Source organism: Bradyrhizobium sp. USDA 4474, from assembly GCF_054057515.1.
The window spans coordinates 2,462,679-2,478,471 of sequence record NZ_JBSRZJ010000002.1; the positions used below are offsets into that span (position 1 = coordinate 2,462,679).

Consider the following 15,793-nt stretch of genomic DNA (forward strand, 5'->3'; position numbering starts at 1 on the left):
ATCTCCCCGTTGGGGAGAGGTGACCGAGCAAGCCGATCGAGCCCTTTTCCATGACGGACCAGGATTGCGATCCCTGCGTCAGCTGTGCTCGCGCAGCGATCGATTCAGGGTCTCGGAGGGCAGCTCTCCGAACGCGGCCCTGTAGCTCGCCGCAAACTCACTGAGATGCCAGAAGCCATGTGCAATCGCGCAGGCCTTCACGCTGCGTCGTCCCGGACCGACGCGCAACTGCCTACGCACCGACCAGAGTCGCAGGACCCGGCCATAGCGATGCGGGCTCATGCCGCAGATGGCCTGCGTCGCACTCTGCAGCGTGCGGAACCGACACGCCCACACGCTCCGCCATTTCGGTCATCTTGAGCCAGATCGTCAGATCGTGCCGGATCAGTCTTTCCATGTCGGCGACGATCCGCAGGTAGCTCGCCGTGGTGGCATGCACGGATTTGCTGTTTACGCCGGAGCGAATGACCGCATCCATCGCGCTGAGCAGGGATTGTTCGAGCGCCGTTTGCGACGCCGGCCGGGCCAAATAGTCCGGATCGTTGGCGGCGGTTTCGAGGGTCGTGGAGATCAGGCCACGCAAAGAGGCGAGCTCGTTCGAGGCCAGGCTCAGCAAATGATAACCATCATCCAGATGGCACCAGGGCTCGCACGCGGGCGGCGTGAAGTAGACGACACCGATCAGACGACCGACCGGCTCATAGACCAGGCAGTCGGATACCCCCTTCAGAATGACGACCGAGCTGCCGATCGATTGCCCGTTGATGCGGGTCGAGGTGACGTGATCCATCGGCACCACCACGGCGGCGGCATGCGCGAGCTGATAGCCACGGATAATCCGCGGGAAGGTCTTCACCAGAGACAGGCTCAGGTTCGGAAGACTGAGCCGCGCGCGCATGATCGCCGTCGAGCCAGCAGACAAGGGCATGCTGGATGCGCCGGCATATCTCTCACTGTCGCCGAAATGATCGATGTCATACGACCGGAGCTCGAGCGCGGTGGATGGCTTGAGGCCCTGGAACGACAACGCGCACTCCGAGGCGCCCTTCTGCGCTTCATCGCAAGCAATGTTGAGAGGGCTCCGATCCATCGTCCTGCCGCTTACCTCCCCTTCCCGGTCGCTGCAGCGCGCTCGGGCGCCCGCAAATCATCCGGCCCATTGATGCCGGCGCGCTTGAGATCGCGAAGCAGTTTCGTGAGCAGCAACATGTTGGTCTTCTGTAGTTCGTGGTTGTTGCCGAACTTGAATGCGTTCTGCTCGGTCACGATCAGCCCCGCCTTGGTCTCCGCCAGAATTTTCCGTCTCTTCAGCCCCGTCACGCGACGGCGAACCGTCTCCAGCGGCAGGCTGAGGAAGCGAGAGAGCGCCGCGCGGGACACGCCCTGCTTGATCACATCCGGCTCGACCGTGTGAATGCTGGAAAATTTCTCGTCCAGCGCCGGATCGTTCATCACGTTGATGACGTTCGCATTGAGAATCGCATGAACGATCAGAAGGTCCATCGGATCGAATTCGTCGTAATTCCGGAACATCTCGCTGATCGAAAACAGCATGTAGGCCAGTGTGTGTCGCGAGACCGTCCGGATGATGTCTGAAGTATTGCGCATGAATCGGAAACCAGCATTCATCTTGTAAACGATGGCTGCAGCGGACGTATCATCCGACATACCCAAATTGAGTATGCGGCAATTTGCCAGCCACGCTCAATCTTCATCATGATCTCGTGGGCCTGCGGACGCGGGTGCATGGAGGCGAACCGCACTGAATGCTCGATCGGGCGCAGCGGCCCGCTGACGAGGCCGCATCCGACGCCACCGGAGATGCCCAAACATTCATAGCGCATCGGCCACCGTTGCCAGCAGCCCATCTCGGCACAAGGTATTTTGTTACCGTACGTCAGGGGCTCCAAACTCGTTAAGCGATTGATCCTTTGGAGGTCGAAACCGTTTTCCGGCCATGCTAAGGGCTGCGCGAAATCCTGTGCCTCCCTGGCACCCCTGCCCTCGCCCGGTTCCACCGGAACCATGGACCCCAGAGATGACCGCGACTGCCACCTCGAATGCTGCCGGCTCCGCCGCCTGGGCGGATACGCTGCTGTTGTCGTTTGCGCAGGCCGGCTACGTCAGGGCCGAGCCCGCCATCCTGCAACCGGCCGAGCCGTTCCTCGACCTGTCCGGCGAGGACATCCGCAAAAGCCTCTATCTGACCACGGACCTGTCGGGCGAGGAGCTTTGCCTGCGCCCCGACCTGACGATCCCGGTGGCGCGCGACTACCTCGCCTCCAGCCGCGCCGGCCAGCCGGCCGGGTTCAGCTATCTGGGTCCCGTGTTCCGCTACCGCAGCGGCCACAGCAGTCAATTCCTCCAGGCCGGGATCGAGTCGTTCGGCCGCCAGGACAGCGCCGCCGCCGATGCCGAGACGCTGGCGCTGGCACTGGAGGCGACCGCCGCCTTCGGCGTGCGCGACGTCGAGATCCGGACCGGCGACGTCGCGCTGTTCAACGCTCTGCTCGACGCGCTCGACCTTTATCCGGTCTGGCGCCGCCGCCTGGTCAAGGACTTCAACCGCAAGATCAGCCTCGAGCAGGATCTGGAGCGGCTGGCAGCCGAGACCACCGCGACCCGCAGCGAATATGAGGGCGTGCTGGCCGCCCTCGCCGGCTCCGACCGCAAGGCGGCGCTGGCCTTCGTCACCGATTTGATGTCGATCGCCGGCACCACCAATGTCGGCGGCCGTACCACGGCCGAGATCGCCGACCGCTTCCTCGAGCAATCGACGCTGAAGGGCGGTGCGTTGCCGCGCGAGGCGATCACCGTGCTGAAGCGCTTCCTGTCGATCTCGGGGAATCCCGATGAGGCCGTCGCCGCGCTGCGCGCGCTCACCGCCGACGCCAAGCTCGACCTCGCCGGGGCGATCGACCAGCTCGAGAGCCGGGTCGGCTTCATGGCCGCGCGCGGCATCGACGTGAAGACCACGCGCTTCTCGACCGCGTTCGGGCGTGGGCTCGATTATTACACCGGCTTTGAGTTCGAGCTGCATCACCGGGGCAACGGCGCCGAGCCGCTGGTTGCGGGTGGCCGCTATGATGGACTGATGACCCAACTCGGATCGCGGACCCCCATTCCGGCCGTCGGCTTCTCGGTCTGGGTCGATGCGCTGACTAGGATCGGCCGCAAGGTGGGAGCTTAAGTCATGAGCGCGCCATTCGTTCTGGCCGTTCCCTCCAAGGGCCGCCTGCAGGAAAACACCGAGGCCTTCTTCGCCCGCGCCGGGCTCAAGCTGTCCAAGGCCGGCGGCGCCCGCGACTATCGCGGCACCATCGCGGGCCTCGACAATGTCGAAGTCGCCTATCTCTCGGCGAGCGAGATCGCATCGCAGCTGTCCCGCGGCCTCGCGCATTTCGGCGTCACCGGCGAGGACCTGGTGCGCGAGAATATCGCCGATGCGGAGACGCGCGTGTCGCTGATCGACGGTCTCGGCTTCGGTTATGCCGACGTCGTGGTCGCGGTGCCGCAGGCGTGGATCGACGTGCGCACCATGGCGGATCTCGACGACGTCGCCACCGGTTTCCGCGAGCAGCATCACATGCGGATGCGGGTCGCGACCAAGTTCATCAACCTCACGCGCGCGTTCTTCTCGCAGCGGGGCATCGCCGATTACCGCATCGTCGAAAGCGCGGGCGCGACCGAAGGCGCGCCGGCGGCTGGCAGCGCCGAGTTGATCGTCGACATCACCACGACAGGTGCGACGCTCGCCGCCAACGGCTTGCGCGTGCTCGACGACGGCGTGATCCTGCGCAGCCAGGCCAATTTGGTCGCCTCGAAGGACGCCGACTGGTCGCCGCAGGCCCGCGAGACCGCGCGCGTCATCCTCGACCACATCGCGGCACGGGCGCGGGCCAACAAGTACCGCGAGGTCCGGACCCGCTTCCGGCAATGCGACGCGGCCCTGCTCGGCGAAGCTCACAGCCGATTCGGCGTTGTGGCTCCGTTCGGCGGACCGACATCGTCGGGAATGCTCACGCTGCACTGCCCGCCCGGGCAAATCTATGCGCTCGCGAGCTTCCTGCGCGAACATGGCGCCGAGACCGTCTCCGTGGTTTCGCTCGACTACGTGTTCGACCGGGAGAACCCGCTGTTCGCCAAGCTCGAAGCGTTCCTGCGGCAGTGAGCCCAAAGGTGTCGAGCTGCTCCGTTCAGCGTAGCGACAGCAAGCCTCAGCTATCATATGCTGTTGAGATGATCTCGAACGCCCTCTGGAACCCCGATCAATGACGCTGGGCTCTGACGTTTCCGGCCTGACCACCACCGCGGCGACTGCGGCTGCGAAAGGGCTGTCGATTGTCGTTCCCGTCTACAACGAGGCGGCCGGCCTTGCGGTCCTGCACCAGCGCATCTGCGACATCGCCAAGACCCTGCGGCGACGCTACCGCCTTGCCTGCGAGGTCGTTTATGTCGACGACGGCAGCGCGGATGCGACACTTTCGGTCGCGCGCTCGTTGCCGGCTGACGCGGTCGACGTCCAGGTCGTCTCGCTGTCGCGCAATTTCGGCAAGGAGGCGGCACTGATGGCCGGCCTCGACCATGCCCGCCTGGGCGCGGTCATGTTCATGGACGGCGACGGCCAGCATCCGCCCGATCTGGTCGAGCAGCTGGTGCGGCACTGGATCGAGGACGGCTACGACGTCGTCTATACCGCCAAGGCGCACCGCGACAACGAACCTTTCCTGCGGCGGCTCGCCGGGCGCGGCTTCTACGCGCTGATCAATTGGGGCGCCCGCCAGAAAATCCCGGAAGACGCCGGCGACTTCCGCTTGCTGTCGCCCCGCGCGGTCGCGGCCCTCAGGCAGCTGCCGGAGCGCAACCGCTTCTTCAAGGGACTGGCAAGCTGGATCGGCTTCCGTCAGATCCGCGTCGACTATGAGCCAGCAGAGCGTGTCCACGGCGTGACGACGTTCAGCGCCGCGCGCCTGCTCGGCCTGTCGATCGAGGGCGTCACGTCGTTCTCGGTCGCGCCCCTGCGCTTTGCCAGCCTGCTCGGCGTGCTGCTGGCCGGCATCGCCTTCCTGTTCGGGCTCTCGATCCTCTGGGAAGTGTTCACGACGGGCAAGCAGGTGCCCGGCTATCCCTCGCTGGTGGTCGGCCTGATGACGATCGGCGGCGTGCAGCTCATCATGATCGGCATCGTCGGCGAATATATCGGCAAGATCCTCTCCGAGCTGAAAGCGCGTCCGATCTACTTCGTCGCCGAGCACAGCGAAAAGCACTTCGAGGCCGACAAGGCCACCGACGCGCCGAACAGGACGGCGGCCGAATGAGCGCGGCTGCGGCAGCGCCGCGGCAGATCTGGCTCTGCGCCGACGATTACGGCATCAGCCCGGGCGTCAACCGCGCCATCCGCGACCTGATCGAACGCGGCCGCCTCAATGCGACCTCGGTGATGATGGTAGGTCCCGCGATCGCGCCGCACGAGGTCGAGACCCTTCAGGCCGTAGCGGAGGCAAGCCCGCGCTGCGCGATCGGTTTGCATGTGACCCTATCGGCGCCATTCCGGCCGCTCACCATGCATTTCCGTCCGCTCGACGGCGACATGTTCATGGCCTTTCCAAAGCTGCTGCGCGCCGGATTGATGCGGCGGCTCGACAGCGAATTTTTTCGCAACGAGGTGCGGGCACAGCTTGCGGCCTTTGCCGAAGCCTTCGGCCGCGCGCCCGACTTCGTCGACGGCCATCAGCATGTGCAGTTGTTTCCGCAAGTGCGTGACGGCTTTGTCGAGGCCGTCGCGGAGATCGCGCCGAAGGCATGGGTGCGCCAGGGCGGCCGGGATCTGCCGCTGGCGCAACGGCTGACGTCTCCAAAGGCGATGGTGCTCGATATCCTCAGCGCGCAATTCCGCAAGCGTGCGGGGCGCGCCGGTCTCGCATTCAATCCTGCCTTTGCGGGGGCCTACGACTTCACGCGGGCGGCTGATTTCGGCGCGCTGATGCGCCAATTCCTCGAGGGTCTTCCCGAGGGCGGCCTCGTGATGTGCCATCCGGGCTTCGTCGACGAGATCCTCACCGGTCTCGACCCGATGACGGACGTCCGGGAGCGCGAGCATGGCTATCTCGCCAGCGACGCCTTCGCGCAGCTGCTCGCGACCAGTGATGTGACATTGGGATGAAAGCGGCGAAAGCCAAGCCACGGGCCCATTTGTCGCATACCGAAATTTAATCCGGCGGCCACTGTTGGGGCCACAATGGAACCCTACATCCCGCTTGCGCTTGTTTCGCGCGAGGGAGATGACCATGACGCCGCAGGAACGCCAGCTCGTGGACGAGCTTTTCGACCGGCTTTCGAAGCTGGAAAATGCACCGCGCGATCCCGACGCGATCGCCGCGATTTCGGACGGCTTGCGCAAGGCGCCGGGCGCGGTCTATGCGCTGGTGCAGACCACGCTGCTGCAGGACGAGGCGCTCAGGCGCGCACATAACCGCATCCAGGAGCTGGAAGCGGCCCATGCGCCGGAGCAGCCCCAGTCCGGCGGCTTCCTGGATACGATGCGCGACACGCTGTTCGGCTCGAGTCCGTCGCGCGGCTCGGTTCCGAACGTGCCGCCGCGCGAGCAGCGGCCGGTCTGGAACAGCGGCCAGGCGATGCAGCAGGCCCAGCCGGGTTACGGCCAGCCGCCCTATGGACAGGCTTACGGGCAAGGCCAGGGGTATGGACAAGGTTACGGCGCCCCGCCGGTCGGTGGTGGCGGCGGCTCGTTTCTCGGCACCGCGGCGGCAGCCGCGGCCGGCGTGGTCGGCGGCTCGCTGCTGCTCTCCAGTATTCGCGGCATGATGGGCGGCGGATCGCATCAGGCTTTTGGCGACACCACCATCATCGAGGAACGCGGCGGTGGCGGTCCCTGGGGCGGCGACCAGTCCGGCGGCTCGCTTGCGCGCGATGCCGGCCTCGATGACATCGGATCGAACCGGGATTCCCGTCAGGGCTTCCTCGACCAGGGATCGAACGATCAGGACAACAACGACCAGAATTTCGACAACAACGACGACGGCAATACGGACGTCGCCGACGACAGCGATTTCGGCGGCGGAGACGACGGCGGCAGCGATTACGCGTGAGGCTGCGCCAGCGCCAAGCAGAAACGGCCGCCGGTGAGGCGGCCGTTTTTATTGGAAGGTCAGGCGCTCACATCACCACGACCTTGGTGCCGACATTGACGCGGCCGTAGAGGTCGATGACGTCCTCGTTGCGCATGCGGATGCAGCCGGAGGAGACGTTGGTGCCGATGGTCCAGGGCTCGTTGGAGCCGTGGATGCGGTAGAGCGTCGAGCCGAGATACATCGCACGCGCGCCGAGCGGATTTTCCGGACCGCCTTCCATGTGCCTGGGCAAATCGGGGCGGCGCGCGATCATTTCCGCCGGTGGCGTCCAGTCCGGCCATTCGCGCTTGGCCGTGATCGACTTCACCCCGGTCCAGGTGAAGCCTTCGCGGCCGACGCCGATGCCATAACGCATCGCGCGGCCGTTGCCCTCGACGAGATAGAGGAACTTGTTGTTGGAATCGACGACGATCGTGCCGGCGCTCTCCTTGCCGCTATAGTCGACAACTTGCTTCTCGAACTTCGGATCGAACGGACGCTGGCGCGGGTCGACCGCCTCCTGCTGGTAGCTTGCGCCCTGCTGATATGCACCCTGCATCTGCGGTTCGCCCATCGGCGGCATCCGGCGCGGATCGGCATAGGCCGGCTGCTGCTGATAGATCGGCTGTTGCGGCGAATAGGCCGGACCGCGGCCGGGACCATCGCCGAACAGGAACTCGATGAAGCCGCCGCCCATGTTGGCATTGGAGGCGACGCGCACCGGCGCCGGAGCGACCTGCCGCTGGTAGAGCACTGCAGGCGGATCGTTCGGCACGCTGTTGTCGAAGGCGCTCGCGCTGGTAGCGCCGACAATGAAGGCGCATGCGCTGCCGAGCAGCGCGACAGACATTTTCTTGAACATCGACGTACTCTGTACTGTTTCGTCTCGTTGCATTCGCCGCCGAACGCGCTGGCTGTTGGCGTCCTCGACGTGGTCAATAAAGAGCAAACTCCGTTTCGTTTGGTAAACGCAGCGGCCGTTTCGATTCACCACGTCGCGAACGGCGGTGCAATTTGGCGATCAGCGTTTATTTTCGATGAAGCGCAAAGCCTCATGGTTAATCGCGCGTTTGCACGCCGTCGCACGCGGCCGCACCACACTTCCGGACGTGAACCTCGTGTTAAATTGCTTCTGCCTACAAAGACGCGTGAGTGAGGTGGGGGAGTATCCTGATGGCTGTTCACCGCAAGCGTTTTCGTGTCGAGGATATCGCCGGTGGCGAGATGCCAGTTCTGGACGTAACCGACGAGTCGGGCCCGATGCATACCGAGATCATGGCAGAGCTGCGCGCGATCCGCGCACAGATGGCCCGAAGCGGTCAGCCCGCGCTGCCGCCGAGCGAAGGCGTCGTGGCGCAGGAAGTCGCGGAGACGCGCGCGTTGCTCGACACCTACCGGGCCCAGATCGAGCAATGCGAGAAGCTGAAGGTCGAGCTCGACCTCATTCATGACGCCATCGACCGCACCAAGCGCGAGATCGCGACCCTGCACGGCAAGAGCTTCGACGGCGGCGAGATGGCCAAGGTCAATGGCGAGCTCGGCGCGGTGGTCGGCGGTACCGAGCAGGCGACCCAGCAAATTCTCGAAGCGGCCGAATCGATCGACCAGGCCGCGAGCGCCATGTCCAAGGTGCAATCGGCCGACCAGCAGAAGCGGCTCGCCGACGACATCCAGGAACGCGTCATCTCGATCTTCGAAGCCTGCAACTTCCAGGACCTGACCGGCCAGCGCATCAGCAAGGTCATGAACACGATGAAGTTCATCGAGCAGCACATCAATTCGATGATGGACATCTGGGGCGGCGTCGACGCCATCAAGTCCCACGCGCCGGTGCCGGTCGACACCCGCAGCGAAGACGAAAAGCTCCTCAACGGTCCGAAGCTCGCCGGCGACGTCGGTCACGCCTCGCAGGACGATATCGACGCGCTGTTCGACTGAGCGAACGCGAGATCAGAAAAACGAAACGCCGGCGCAAGCCGGCGTTTTTTGTTTTGGGCTGTCATTGCGAGACCCCTTCCTTCTTCCCTTGCGGGAGAGGGGACGTCAGACATCACGCCCGCGGCGCGCAACGAACGTAGACCATGTTGCCGTAGCGGGTGGCGGCGTCCTTGTCGACGAAGCGGGTGATCATGACGCGACCGTCGAAGGAGACGACCTCGCGATCCAGCTCGCCCGGCGTCGGGCCGGGGGGGCCGATATAGTTCTTGCCGCTCGGCGAGCCCTTCAGCCGCAGCTCCTGCGGCGTCGCCTGATCGGCGAGATGCATGATCACGCCGCCGGAGGACCCGGCGCCGATCACGTAGGGATTTTTGCACTGGGCCCGCGCGGCCGCTTCGGTGCGGGCGCGGTCGGCCGGGTTCTGGAACGAGGCGAGGCCCCATCGGCCGACGATCTCGTCGGCGCGGATGGAGGCCGGCATTTCCGGCCCGGTGCCGGGCTCAGCCTCGGGCGCCGGCTGGGACGACGAGAAGGACGGCAGGCTCATGCCGCCGCCGCAGGCACCCAGCAGCAGCGCAAGGCAAGAGGCCGCCGCCAGATTGGCAACCGTGCGCGCGTGAGCTGAACTGATCATGGCATTCCCCCAAGCAAGCCTTTGGCCGCGCCCCTCCCGCAGCCAAGCGCAAAACCGCTGCCGGAGCAATGACGTCCTACTACACGCCGGCGCTCCGAACGAATTTCTATTGCCACCATCCTATATCCGCCTCACCAATCGCTTAACCACCTTTGCTTGACAGGATCGCGGCCAAGCCATATTTCCGTGGCGCACTATTAGCACTCGGAAAGCCCGATTGCTAAGCGCGCCGTGCGACCCTCGGGAGGGGGAACGGCGGCGCCGCCCCCACCCACTTCCGCTGCTTTCAGAGAAGCGAGCCTCCAAAGGGAAACGTCATGGCTAAGTCCAAATTTCGTCCGCTGCATGACCGTGTCGTGGTCAAACGTATCGACGCCGAGGAAAAGACCAAGGGCGGCATCATCATCCCCGACACCGCCAAGGAAAAGCCGTCCCAGGGCGAAATCGTCGCCGTCGGCCCCGGCGGCCGTGACGAGGCTGGCAAGCTGATCCCGATCGACCTCAAGGTCGGCGACCGCGTGCTGTTCGGCAAGTGGTCGGGCACCGAGGTCAAGATCGACAACGAAGATCTCCTGATCATGAAGGAGTCGGACATCATGGGCGTGATGGCCTAAGGCCATCTGCCTGAACAGCCGCTGAATGTCATGCCCGGATCATCAGGTCCGGGCATCCATCATTCCGCCTGATATCACCACGCACGACACATCACGAATGAACAGGGATTGCAGAACATGGCTGCCAAGGACGTCAAGTTTTCCGGAGACGCGCGCGATCGCATGCTGCGGGGCGTCGACATTCTCGCCAACGCCGTCAAGGTGACGCTCGGCCCCAAGGGCCGCAACGTCGTCATCGAGAAGAGCTTCGGCGCGCCCCGCATCACCAAGGACGGCGTCACCGTCGCCAAGGAGATCGAGCTCGAGGACAAGTTCGAGAACATGGGCGCCCAGATGGTGCGTGAGGTCGCCTCCAAGACCAACGATCTCGCCGGCGACGGCACCACCACCGCGACCGTGCTGGCCCAGGCCATCGTCCGCGAAGGCGCCAAGGCGGTTGCCGCCGGCATGAACCCGATGGACCTCAAGCGCGGCATCGACAGCGCTGTTGCGGCCGTCGTCAAGGACATCGAAAAGCGCGCCAAGCCGGTCGCCGCCTCCTCCGAGGTCGCCCAGGTCGGCACCATCTCGGCCAACGGCGATGCCGCCATCGGCAAGATGATCGCCCAGGCGATGCAGAAGGTCGGCAACGAGGGCGTCATCACCGTCGAGGAAAACAAGTCGCTCGACACCGAAGTCGACATCGTCGAGGGCATGAAGTTCGACCGCGGTTATCTCAGCCCCTACTTCGTGACCAATCCCGAGAAGATGACCGCCGAGCTCGAGGACGCCTACATCCTCCTGCACGAAAAGAAGCTCTCCGGGCTGCAGGCCATGCTGCCGGTGCTGGAAGCCGTGGTGCAGTCGGGCAAGCCGCTCGTCATCATCGCCGAGGACGTCGAGGGCGAAGCTCTCGCCACCCTGGTCGTCAACCGCCTGCGTGGCGGCCTCAAGGTTGCCGCGGTGAAGGCGCCGGGCTTCGGTGATCGCCGCAAGGCCATGCTCGAAGATCTCGCGATCCTGACCGGCGGCCAGCTGATTTCCGAAGACCTCGGCATGAAGCTCGAGAACGTCACGGTGAAGATGCTGGGTCGCGCCAAGAAGGTCGTGATCGACAAGGAGAACACCACGATCGTCAACGGTGCGGGCAAGAAGCCCGACATCGAGGCCCGCGTCGGCCAGATCAAGGCCCAGATCGAGGAGACCACCTCGGACTACGACCGCGAGAAGCTGCAGGAGCGTCTGGCCAAGCTCGCCGGCGGCGTCGCGGTGATCCGCGTCGGCGGCGCGACCGAGATCGAGGTCAAGGAGAAGAAGGATCGCGTCGAGGACGCGCTCAACGCCACCCGCGCCGCGGTGCAGGAAGGCATCGTCCCCGGCGGCGGCGTGACCCTGCTGCGCGCCAAGAAGGCCGTCGGCCGTCTCACCAACGCCAATGCCGACGTCCAGGCCGGCATCAACATCGTGCTGAAGGCGCTGGAAGCCCCGATCCGTCAGATCTCCGAGAACGCGGGCGTGGAAGGCTCGATCGTGGTCGGCAAGATCCTGGAGAACAAGTCCGAGACGTTCGGCTTCGACGCCCAGACCGAGGACTATGTCGACATGATCGAGAAGGGCATCATCGATCCCGCCAAGGTGGTGCGCACCGCGCTGCAGGACGCTTCCTCCGTGGCCGGCCTGCTGGTGACCACCGAAGCGATGGTCGCCGAAGCCCCGAAGAAGGACGCCTCGCCCGCCATGCCGGCCGGCGGCGGCATGGGCGGCTTCTAAGCCCATCCTGACCTGACGATGTTGCGAAGGCCGCCTCCGGGCGGCCTTCTTTTTTGCCGATCGTGGGCCGTGCTACTACGGTGGCGCCCGATTCCATTCGTTCGAGGATTTCGTCAATGCGCGCGCTTCTGTTTTGCCCGACGGCTGTTTTGGCGTCCCTGCTGGTGATTTCGCCAGGGCTCGTGTCCGCCCAGATGAAGCTGTCGCCGAAGGCCGCGGCACCCGGCGGCGTGGAGACACGCTACTTCACCTCGATCGACGGGCTGATGGACGGCAACGCCGACGTGATCCTGAAGGAGACGCGGCAGGGCAAGACGGTTACCGCGGCCGTGCTCGACGTCTGCTATCCCGTGGCGAAGAATTCCGACCGCAAGGACCGCTTCGTCGTCAATCTCCAGGTCTCCGGCCAGACGCTGACCGGCACGACCACGAGCCTCGGCGCGAAGGCGCCTGTCACGGTCAAGCTCACCCGCAAGCCGACCGGCGACACGTTCGAATTCCGCGGCCAGATCGGCATCGGTCAGGCCGTGACGGAGGTGACCTCGCCCGACAATGCCGATCTCAGCGAGAAGGAATTCTTGGACAACCAGACCACCGACGACGGCATCACGCCGCAGCCGAAGGATTTTACCGAAGTCTCGCCCGAAGCGATCGCCGTCAAGGTCAAGCTCGATGCCGCGACCGACTTCCTGAAGAGCCTCAAGGGCCAGGACGTCGAGGTGACGCTGGCAAGTCTCTCCGTCGGCTGCGACGCGCTGCGTGCCGGCGAGCAGACCATCAACATGTCGGTCGATCCTGAGCACGCGGCGGCGCTGCTCGCGAAATTCAAGGCGATGCCGGGCGTCACCGCCGCCGGCTGGACCGCGGGGCTCGTGGAGATGGATCGCACCATCCGCATCGGAGCCGCCGATTGGCGCGACGGCGACAAGATCAACCGCGACAAGCTCGCCACCGCGATCGCCGGCGTGCTGAGCAAGACGCTCGCGGCCAAGCCGGTCTCGCAGAGCTTCAGCGCCTCAACCGGCAAGCTCAAGCTCGTCTTCAAGCGGCCCAACCAGGATTTCCCGGCGCTCGAGCTCACCGACACGATCGAGGTTGCGGGCCTCGTCTCCGCCGACAAGCCAGGAGCAACCGACAAGCTGATCGTCTGGATCGGCAGTCCCTCGACCACGACCGCCGACGAGAGCACCGGCGCCAAGCTCAACGTATCCGACGAGGCGGCAGCCGACGAGGAAGGCGACCAGCCCGACGACGACGGCTCGGTGGATGCGCTCACCCGGGAACTGAAGGGCCAGCGCTGGGACGCCGACAAGTCGGTCTGGAAGTAGGCGAAGCTCTCGTGCCCCGACGCAGCGCAGCACCCCAGTGATGCGCCTTGTCCGGGACACGAATGAGCGAGCTAATTCCCGTTCTCGCGGAAACGCAGCGTCTTCGGGCCGATCAGCGTGAGCATGTCGCCCTGGCGCTTCCAGGTCTCGACGGCGGCGAGCGCCGCGACGAGATCGTCATCGGCCTGGGCCTTGGCCGGCGGACAGGACCGATCCTGAATTGCGCCGGGAACGAAGATCACGGTGTTGCCCGCCACCGAGAATTGACCCTTGCCGCCCTTGCACCAGAGTTCGAGCACGACCTCGCCATTGTCGCCGATCTCGAGGTTCGGGATGCGCTTCGAGCCGGGCTGCGGCACGGCCTCCATCGTCATCTCGGTGCCGAAGGGAAAGCCCTCTTCCGCACGCGCGACCGCGGACATCACAAGCAACGCCGCTGCGCCACACACCATCTGCTTCAACGACACCATGAGACCTCTCGACCGACCCGATTTGCCGGGTCTTCTATAAGAGGAAGAAGCCTTTGAGAAGGTTCGTGGGTTCACGACACAAAAATCCCCGCCGGAAAGGTCCAGCGGGGATTTGCGTCGAAGCCGCCCGTCGCCTGCTACTTCAGGACGAGCTCCGTGAACGGATAGACATAGGCTTGCAACGTCACGAACACACCGACGAGGCAGGCCAGCACGATCGAGTGCCAGAACACGAAACGCAGGATCGTGCCTTCGTGGCCGTACCAGTTGGTGGCGGTCGAGGCGACGACGATCGATTGCGCATCGATCATCTTGCCCATCACGCCGCCGGACGAGTTCGCCGCCGCCATCAGGATCGGCGACAGGCCGAGCTGCTGCGAGGTGATCTTCTGGAGGTTGCCGAACAGGATGTTCGACGACGTATCGGATCCGGTCAGCGCCACGCCCAACCAGCCGAGCAGCGTGCCGAAGAAGGGATAGAGCACGCCGGTCGCGGCAAAGGCGAGTCCCAGCGTCGCGTCGACGCCGGAGAGGCGCGTCAGCGTGCCGATCGCGAGCATCGCCGAGATCGTGATCAGCGAGATCGCACAGAGCCTTATGGTGCGGCCGTATTCAACCAGCAGCCGGCCAGGACCGACGCCCATCAGGAAGCCAGAGATGATCGCCGCGATCAGCATGCCGGTGCCGGTGAAGGACAGATAGGTGAAGCCGAACACCGCGGCTTCCTTGGTCGGCGCGGGCGCCACCGGCGGCATCTTGTTGATCATCTGGTGCAGCTCAGGGACGGCGTAGTTCCAGGTGAAGATGCCGTTCGCCCAGGTCTTGAAGGCACCATTGCCCCAGATCAGCATCACGACGCAGACGATGAACCACGGCAACAGCGCGCTGAGGAGCTCAGCTTGCGTCAGCGGCGTCCTGTCGAGCGATTTTGCCGAGGCCATGGTCGCTGCCGATTCATCACGTCCGCGCAACGCCGGCGACAGCCACAGCTGCTTCGGCTGCCAGACCTTCAGGAACAGGATCAGCGCGCCCATCGAGATCAGCGACGCGCCGATGTCGACGATCCAGGGATTGACGAAGTTCGAGATCACGAATTGCGGGACCGCGAACGTCACGCCGGTAACGAGGATGGCCGGCCAGACGTCTTTCATGCCCTTCCAGCCCGCGAACGCCCACACCACCCAGAACGGCACGATCAGCGAGAACAGCGGCAATTGCCGTCCCACCATGGCGCCGAGAATGTAGGGATCGAGCCCGGTGACGGAGGCGAGGCCCTGGATCGGTGTGCCCAGCGCGCCGAAGGCAACCGGCGCGGTGTTCGCGATCAGGGACAGGCCGGAGGCCGCGAGCGGCGAGAAACCGAGACCGATCAGCACGGCGCCGGTGATCGCCACCGGGGTACCGAAGCCCGATGCACCCTCGAAGAAGGCGCCGAACGAGAAGGCGATCAGCAGCAACTGCAGGCGCCGGTCCTCGGTGACGCCGCCGACCGCGCGCTTGAGCAGCTCGAACCGCCCGGTCGTCACCGTCACCTGATAGAGGAAGATGACGTTGAGAACGATCCAGCCGATCGGAAAGAAGCCGGTCACGATGCCCAGGATCGAGGCGCGGATCGACATGTTCACCGGCATGGTGAAAACGAAGATCGTGATCAGGTTGGTCACGATCACGGCGATGATGGCTGCGATGTGAGCCTGAACGCGCCCGCTCGCGATCAGGACCAGCAACGTGACGACGGGTACCGCCGCCGCCATCGTCGACAGCACAGGGCTGTGCAGCGGGTCATAGATTTGATTCCACATGGTCTTCCTCCCCCACGCATGTGTACGGCAGGCGGCCCGCGTGGACAGCCGAGCCTGCTTGGCGCTGGAAGCGATAACCCCCGAGTTGAACGCGAATTCCTCGCGAGAACCGCGGTTCCCGCCCGCTC

Annotated in this window: 16 protein-coding genes; 9 read left to right on the forward strand and 7 right to left on the reverse strand. The window is 64.8% G+C overall.

Features of this window, described 5'->3' with window-relative positions:
• Positions 1-78: 78 nt before the first annotated feature.
• The 3 genes from ACVW16_RS13465 to ACVW16_RS13475 all read right to left on the reverse strand — a co-directional run bounded on the left by ACVW16_RS13465 (position 79) and on the right by ACVW16_RS13475 (position 1,608).
• A complete protein-coding gene (locus tag ACVW16_RS13465) occupies positions 79-282 on the reverse strand; it encodes a helix-turn-helix domain-containing protein (protein ID WP_456802365.1) in 204 nt (67 codons plus the stop codon).
• A complete protein-coding gene (locus ACVW16_RS13470) occupies positions 233-898 on the reverse strand; it encodes a hypothetical protein (protein WP_456802366.1) in 666 nt (221 codons plus the stop codon). Before ACVW16_RS13470 ends, ACVW16_RS13465 begins: the two co-directional genes overlap by 50 nt.
• A 203-nt stretch (positions 899-1,101) precedes the next feature.
• A complete protein-coding gene (locus tag ACVW16_RS13475; RefSeq protein ID WP_456737255.1) occupies positions 1,102-1,608 on the reverse strand; it encodes a hypothetical protein in 507 nt (168 codons plus the stop codon).
• 430 nt (positions 1,609-2,038) lie between these two features.
• On the opposite strand from ACVW16_RS13475, the gene ACVW16_RS13480 reads away from it, so the two are divergent.
• The 5 genes from ACVW16_RS13480 (at position 2,039) to ACVW16_RS13500 (ending at position 7,109) form a co-directional block, all read left to right on the forward strand.
• Entirely contained in the window at positions 2,039-3,190 is a 1,152-nt protein-coding gene (locus ACVW16_RS13480) for an ATP phosphoribosyltransferase regulatory subunit (RefSeq protein WP_456699682.1), read from the forward strand.
• 3 nt (positions 3,191-3,193) lie between these two features.
• Positions 3,194-4,171 carry an ATP phosphoribosyltransferase gene (hisG, locus tag ACVW16_RS13485; RefSeq protein WP_456737254.1) on the forward strand — a complete coding sequence of 326 codons (978 nt, stop codon included), beginning with the start codon at positions 3,194-3,196 and terminating at the stop codon, positions 4,169-4,171.
• Positions 4,172-4,271: 100 nt separating this feature from the next.
• Positions 4,272-5,318, forward strand: a complete 1,047-nt coding sequence (locus ACVW16_RS13490; RefSeq protein ID WP_456737253.1) for a glycosyltransferase family 2 protein — start codon at positions 4,272-4,274, stop codon at positions 5,316-5,318.
• On the forward strand, positions 5,315-6,163 hold the full coding sequence (locus tag ACVW16_RS13495; protein ID WP_456737252.1) for a ChbG/HpnK family deacetylase: 849 nt from the start codon (positions 5,315-5,317) through the stop codon (positions 6,161-6,163). Before ACVW16_RS13490 ends, ACVW16_RS13495 begins: the two co-directional genes overlap by 4 nt.
• Before the next feature lie 124 nt (positions 6,164-6,287).
• Entirely contained in the window at positions 6,288-7,109 is an 822-nt protein-coding gene (locus ACVW16_RS13500; RefSeq protein WP_456699686.1) for a DUF2076 domain-containing protein, read from the forward strand.
• A 67-nt stretch (positions 7,110-7,176) separates the two neighbouring features.
• Here ACVW16_RS13500 and ACVW16_RS13505 read toward each other — a convergent pair whose 3' ends face one another.
• Entirely contained in the window at positions 7,177-7,992 is an 816-nt protein-coding gene (locus ACVW16_RS13505) for a L,D-transpeptidase (RefSeq protein WP_456699687.1), read from the reverse strand.
• 311 nt (positions 7,993-8,303) lie between these two features.
• Here ACVW16_RS13505 and ACVW16_RS13510 point away from each other — a divergent pair, with 311 nt between their 5' ends.
• Positions 8,304-9,068 carry a protein phosphatase CheZ gene (locus ACVW16_RS13510; protein ID WP_456699688.1) on the forward strand — a complete coding sequence of 255 codons (765 nt, stop codon included), beginning with the start codon at positions 8,304-8,306 and terminating at the stop codon, positions 9,066-9,068.
• Between the two features lie 112 nt (positions 9,069-9,180).
• Here ACVW16_RS13510 and ACVW16_RS13515 read toward each other — a convergent pair whose 3' ends face one another.
• Positions 9,181-9,702, reverse strand: a complete 522-nt coding sequence (locus tag ACVW16_RS13515; protein ID WP_456699689.1) for a hypothetical protein — start codon at positions 9,700-9,702, stop codon at positions 9,181-9,183.
• A gap of 317 nt (positions 9,703-10,019) precedes the next feature.
• Between ACVW16_RS13515 and ACVW16_RS13520 the strand changes: the two genes are divergently transcribed.
• From ACVW16_RS13520 to ACVW16_RS13530, 3 genes are all read left to right on the forward strand, one after another.
• A complete protein-coding gene (locus ACVW16_RS13520; RefSeq protein WP_092229977.1) occupies positions 10,020-10,316 on the forward strand; it encodes a co-chaperone GroES in 297 nt (98 codons plus the stop codon).
• Between the two features lie 117 nt (positions 10,317-10,433).
• The gene (groL, locus tag ACVW16_RS13525) at positions 10,434-12,065 is read left to right on the forward strand and encodes a chaperonin GroEL (protein WP_456699690.1); all 1,632 of its coding nucleotides are present in this window, start codon (positions 10,434-10,436) and stop codon (positions 12,063-12,065) included.
• A 116-nt stretch (positions 12,066-12,181) separates the two neighbouring features.
• The gene (locus tag ACVW16_RS13530) at positions 12,182-13,393 is read left to right on the forward strand and encodes a hypothetical protein (protein WP_456699691.1); all 1,212 of its coding nucleotides are present in this window, start codon (positions 12,182-12,184) and stop codon (positions 13,391-13,393) included.
• A gap of 71 nt (positions 13,394-13,464) precedes the next feature.
• Here the strand turns inward: ACVW16_RS13530 and ACVW16_RS13535 are convergent, their stop codons facing one another.
• Together ACVW16_RS13535 and ACVW16_RS13540 are read right to left on the reverse strand one after the other, a co-directional pair.
• Positions 13,465-13,863 carry an META domain-containing protein gene (locus ACVW16_RS13535; RefSeq protein ID WP_456699692.1) on the reverse strand — a complete coding sequence of 133 codons (399 nt, stop codon included), beginning with the start codon at positions 13,861-13,863 and terminating at the stop codon, positions 13,465-13,467.
• Positions 13,864-14,000: 137 nt separating this feature from the next.
• Positions 14,001-15,665, reverse strand: a complete 1,665-nt coding sequence (locus tag ACVW16_RS13540) for an L-lactate permease (RefSeq protein ID WP_456699693.1) — start codon at positions 15,663-15,665, stop codon at positions 14,001-14,003.
• Positions 15,666-15,793 lie beyond the last annotated feature (128 nt).

What these genes read in the sequence shown, in the direction of transcription:
- ACVW16_RS13465 (WP_456802365.1), bottom strand. Translation starts at nt 282, where the DNA reads ATGAGCCCGCATCGCTATGGCCGGGTCCTGCGACTCTGGTCGGTGCGT.
- ACVW16_RS13470 (WP_456802366.1), bottom strand. Translation starts at nt 898, where the DNA reads ATGCGCGCGCGGCTCAGTCTTCCGAACCTGAGCCTGTCTCTGGTGAAG.
- ACVW16_RS13475 (WP_456737255.1), bottom strand. Translation starts at nt 1,608, where the DNA reads ATGCGCAATACTTCAGACATCATCCGGACGGTCTCGCGACACACACTG.
- ACVW16_RS13480 (WP_456699682.1), top strand. Translation starts at nt 2,039, where the DNA reads ATGACCGCGACTGCCACCTCGAATGCTGCCGGCTCCGCCGCCTGGGCG.
- hisG (WP_456737254.1), top strand. Translation starts at nt 3,194, where the DNA reads ATGAGCGCGCCATTCGTTCTGGCCGTTCCCTCCAAGGGCCGCCTGCAG.
- ACVW16_RS13490 (WP_456737253.1), top strand. Translation starts at nt 4,272, where the DNA reads ATGACGCTGGGCTCTGACGTTTCCGGCCTGACCACCACCGCGGCGACT.
- ACVW16_RS13495 (WP_456737252.1), top strand. Translation starts at nt 5,315, where the DNA reads ATGAGCGCGGCTGCGGCAGCGCCGCGGCAGATCTGGCTCTGCGCCGAC.
- ACVW16_RS13500 (WP_456699686.1), top strand. Translation starts at nt 6,288, where the DNA reads ATGACGCCGCAGGAACGCCAGCTCGTGGACGAGCTTTTCGACCGGCTT.
- ACVW16_RS13505 (WP_456699687.1), bottom strand. Translation starts at nt 7,992, where the DNA reads ATGTTCAAGAAAATGTCTGTCGCGCTGCTCGGCAGCGCATGCGCCTTC.
- ACVW16_RS13510 (WP_456699688.1), top strand. Translation starts at nt 8,304, where the DNA reads ATGGCTGTTCACCGCAAGCGTTTTCGTGTCGAGGATATCGCCGGTGGC.
- ACVW16_RS13515 (WP_456699689.1), bottom strand. Translation starts at nt 9,702, where the DNA reads ATGATCAGTTCAGCTCACGCGCGCACGGTTGCCAATCTGGCGGCGGCC.
- ACVW16_RS13520 (WP_092229977.1), top strand. Translation starts at nt 10,020, where the DNA reads ATGGCTAAGTCCAAATTTCGTCCGCTGCATGACCGTGTCGTGGTCAAA.
- groL (WP_456699690.1), top strand. Translation starts at nt 10,434, where the DNA reads ATGGCTGCCAAGGACGTCAAGTTTTCCGGAGACGCGCGCGATCGCATG.
- ACVW16_RS13530 (WP_456699691.1), top strand. Translation starts at nt 12,182, where the DNA reads ATGCGCGCGCTTCTGTTTTGCCCGACGGCTGTTTTGGCGTCCCTGCTG.
- ACVW16_RS13535 (WP_456699692.1), bottom strand. Translation starts at nt 13,863, where the DNA reads ATGGTGTCGTTGAAGCAGATGGTGTGTGGCGCAGCGGCGTTGCTTGTG.
- ACVW16_RS13540 (WP_456699693.1), bottom strand. Translation starts at nt 15,665, where the DNA reads ATGTGGAATCAAATCTATGACCCGCTGCACAGCCCTGTGCTGTCGACG.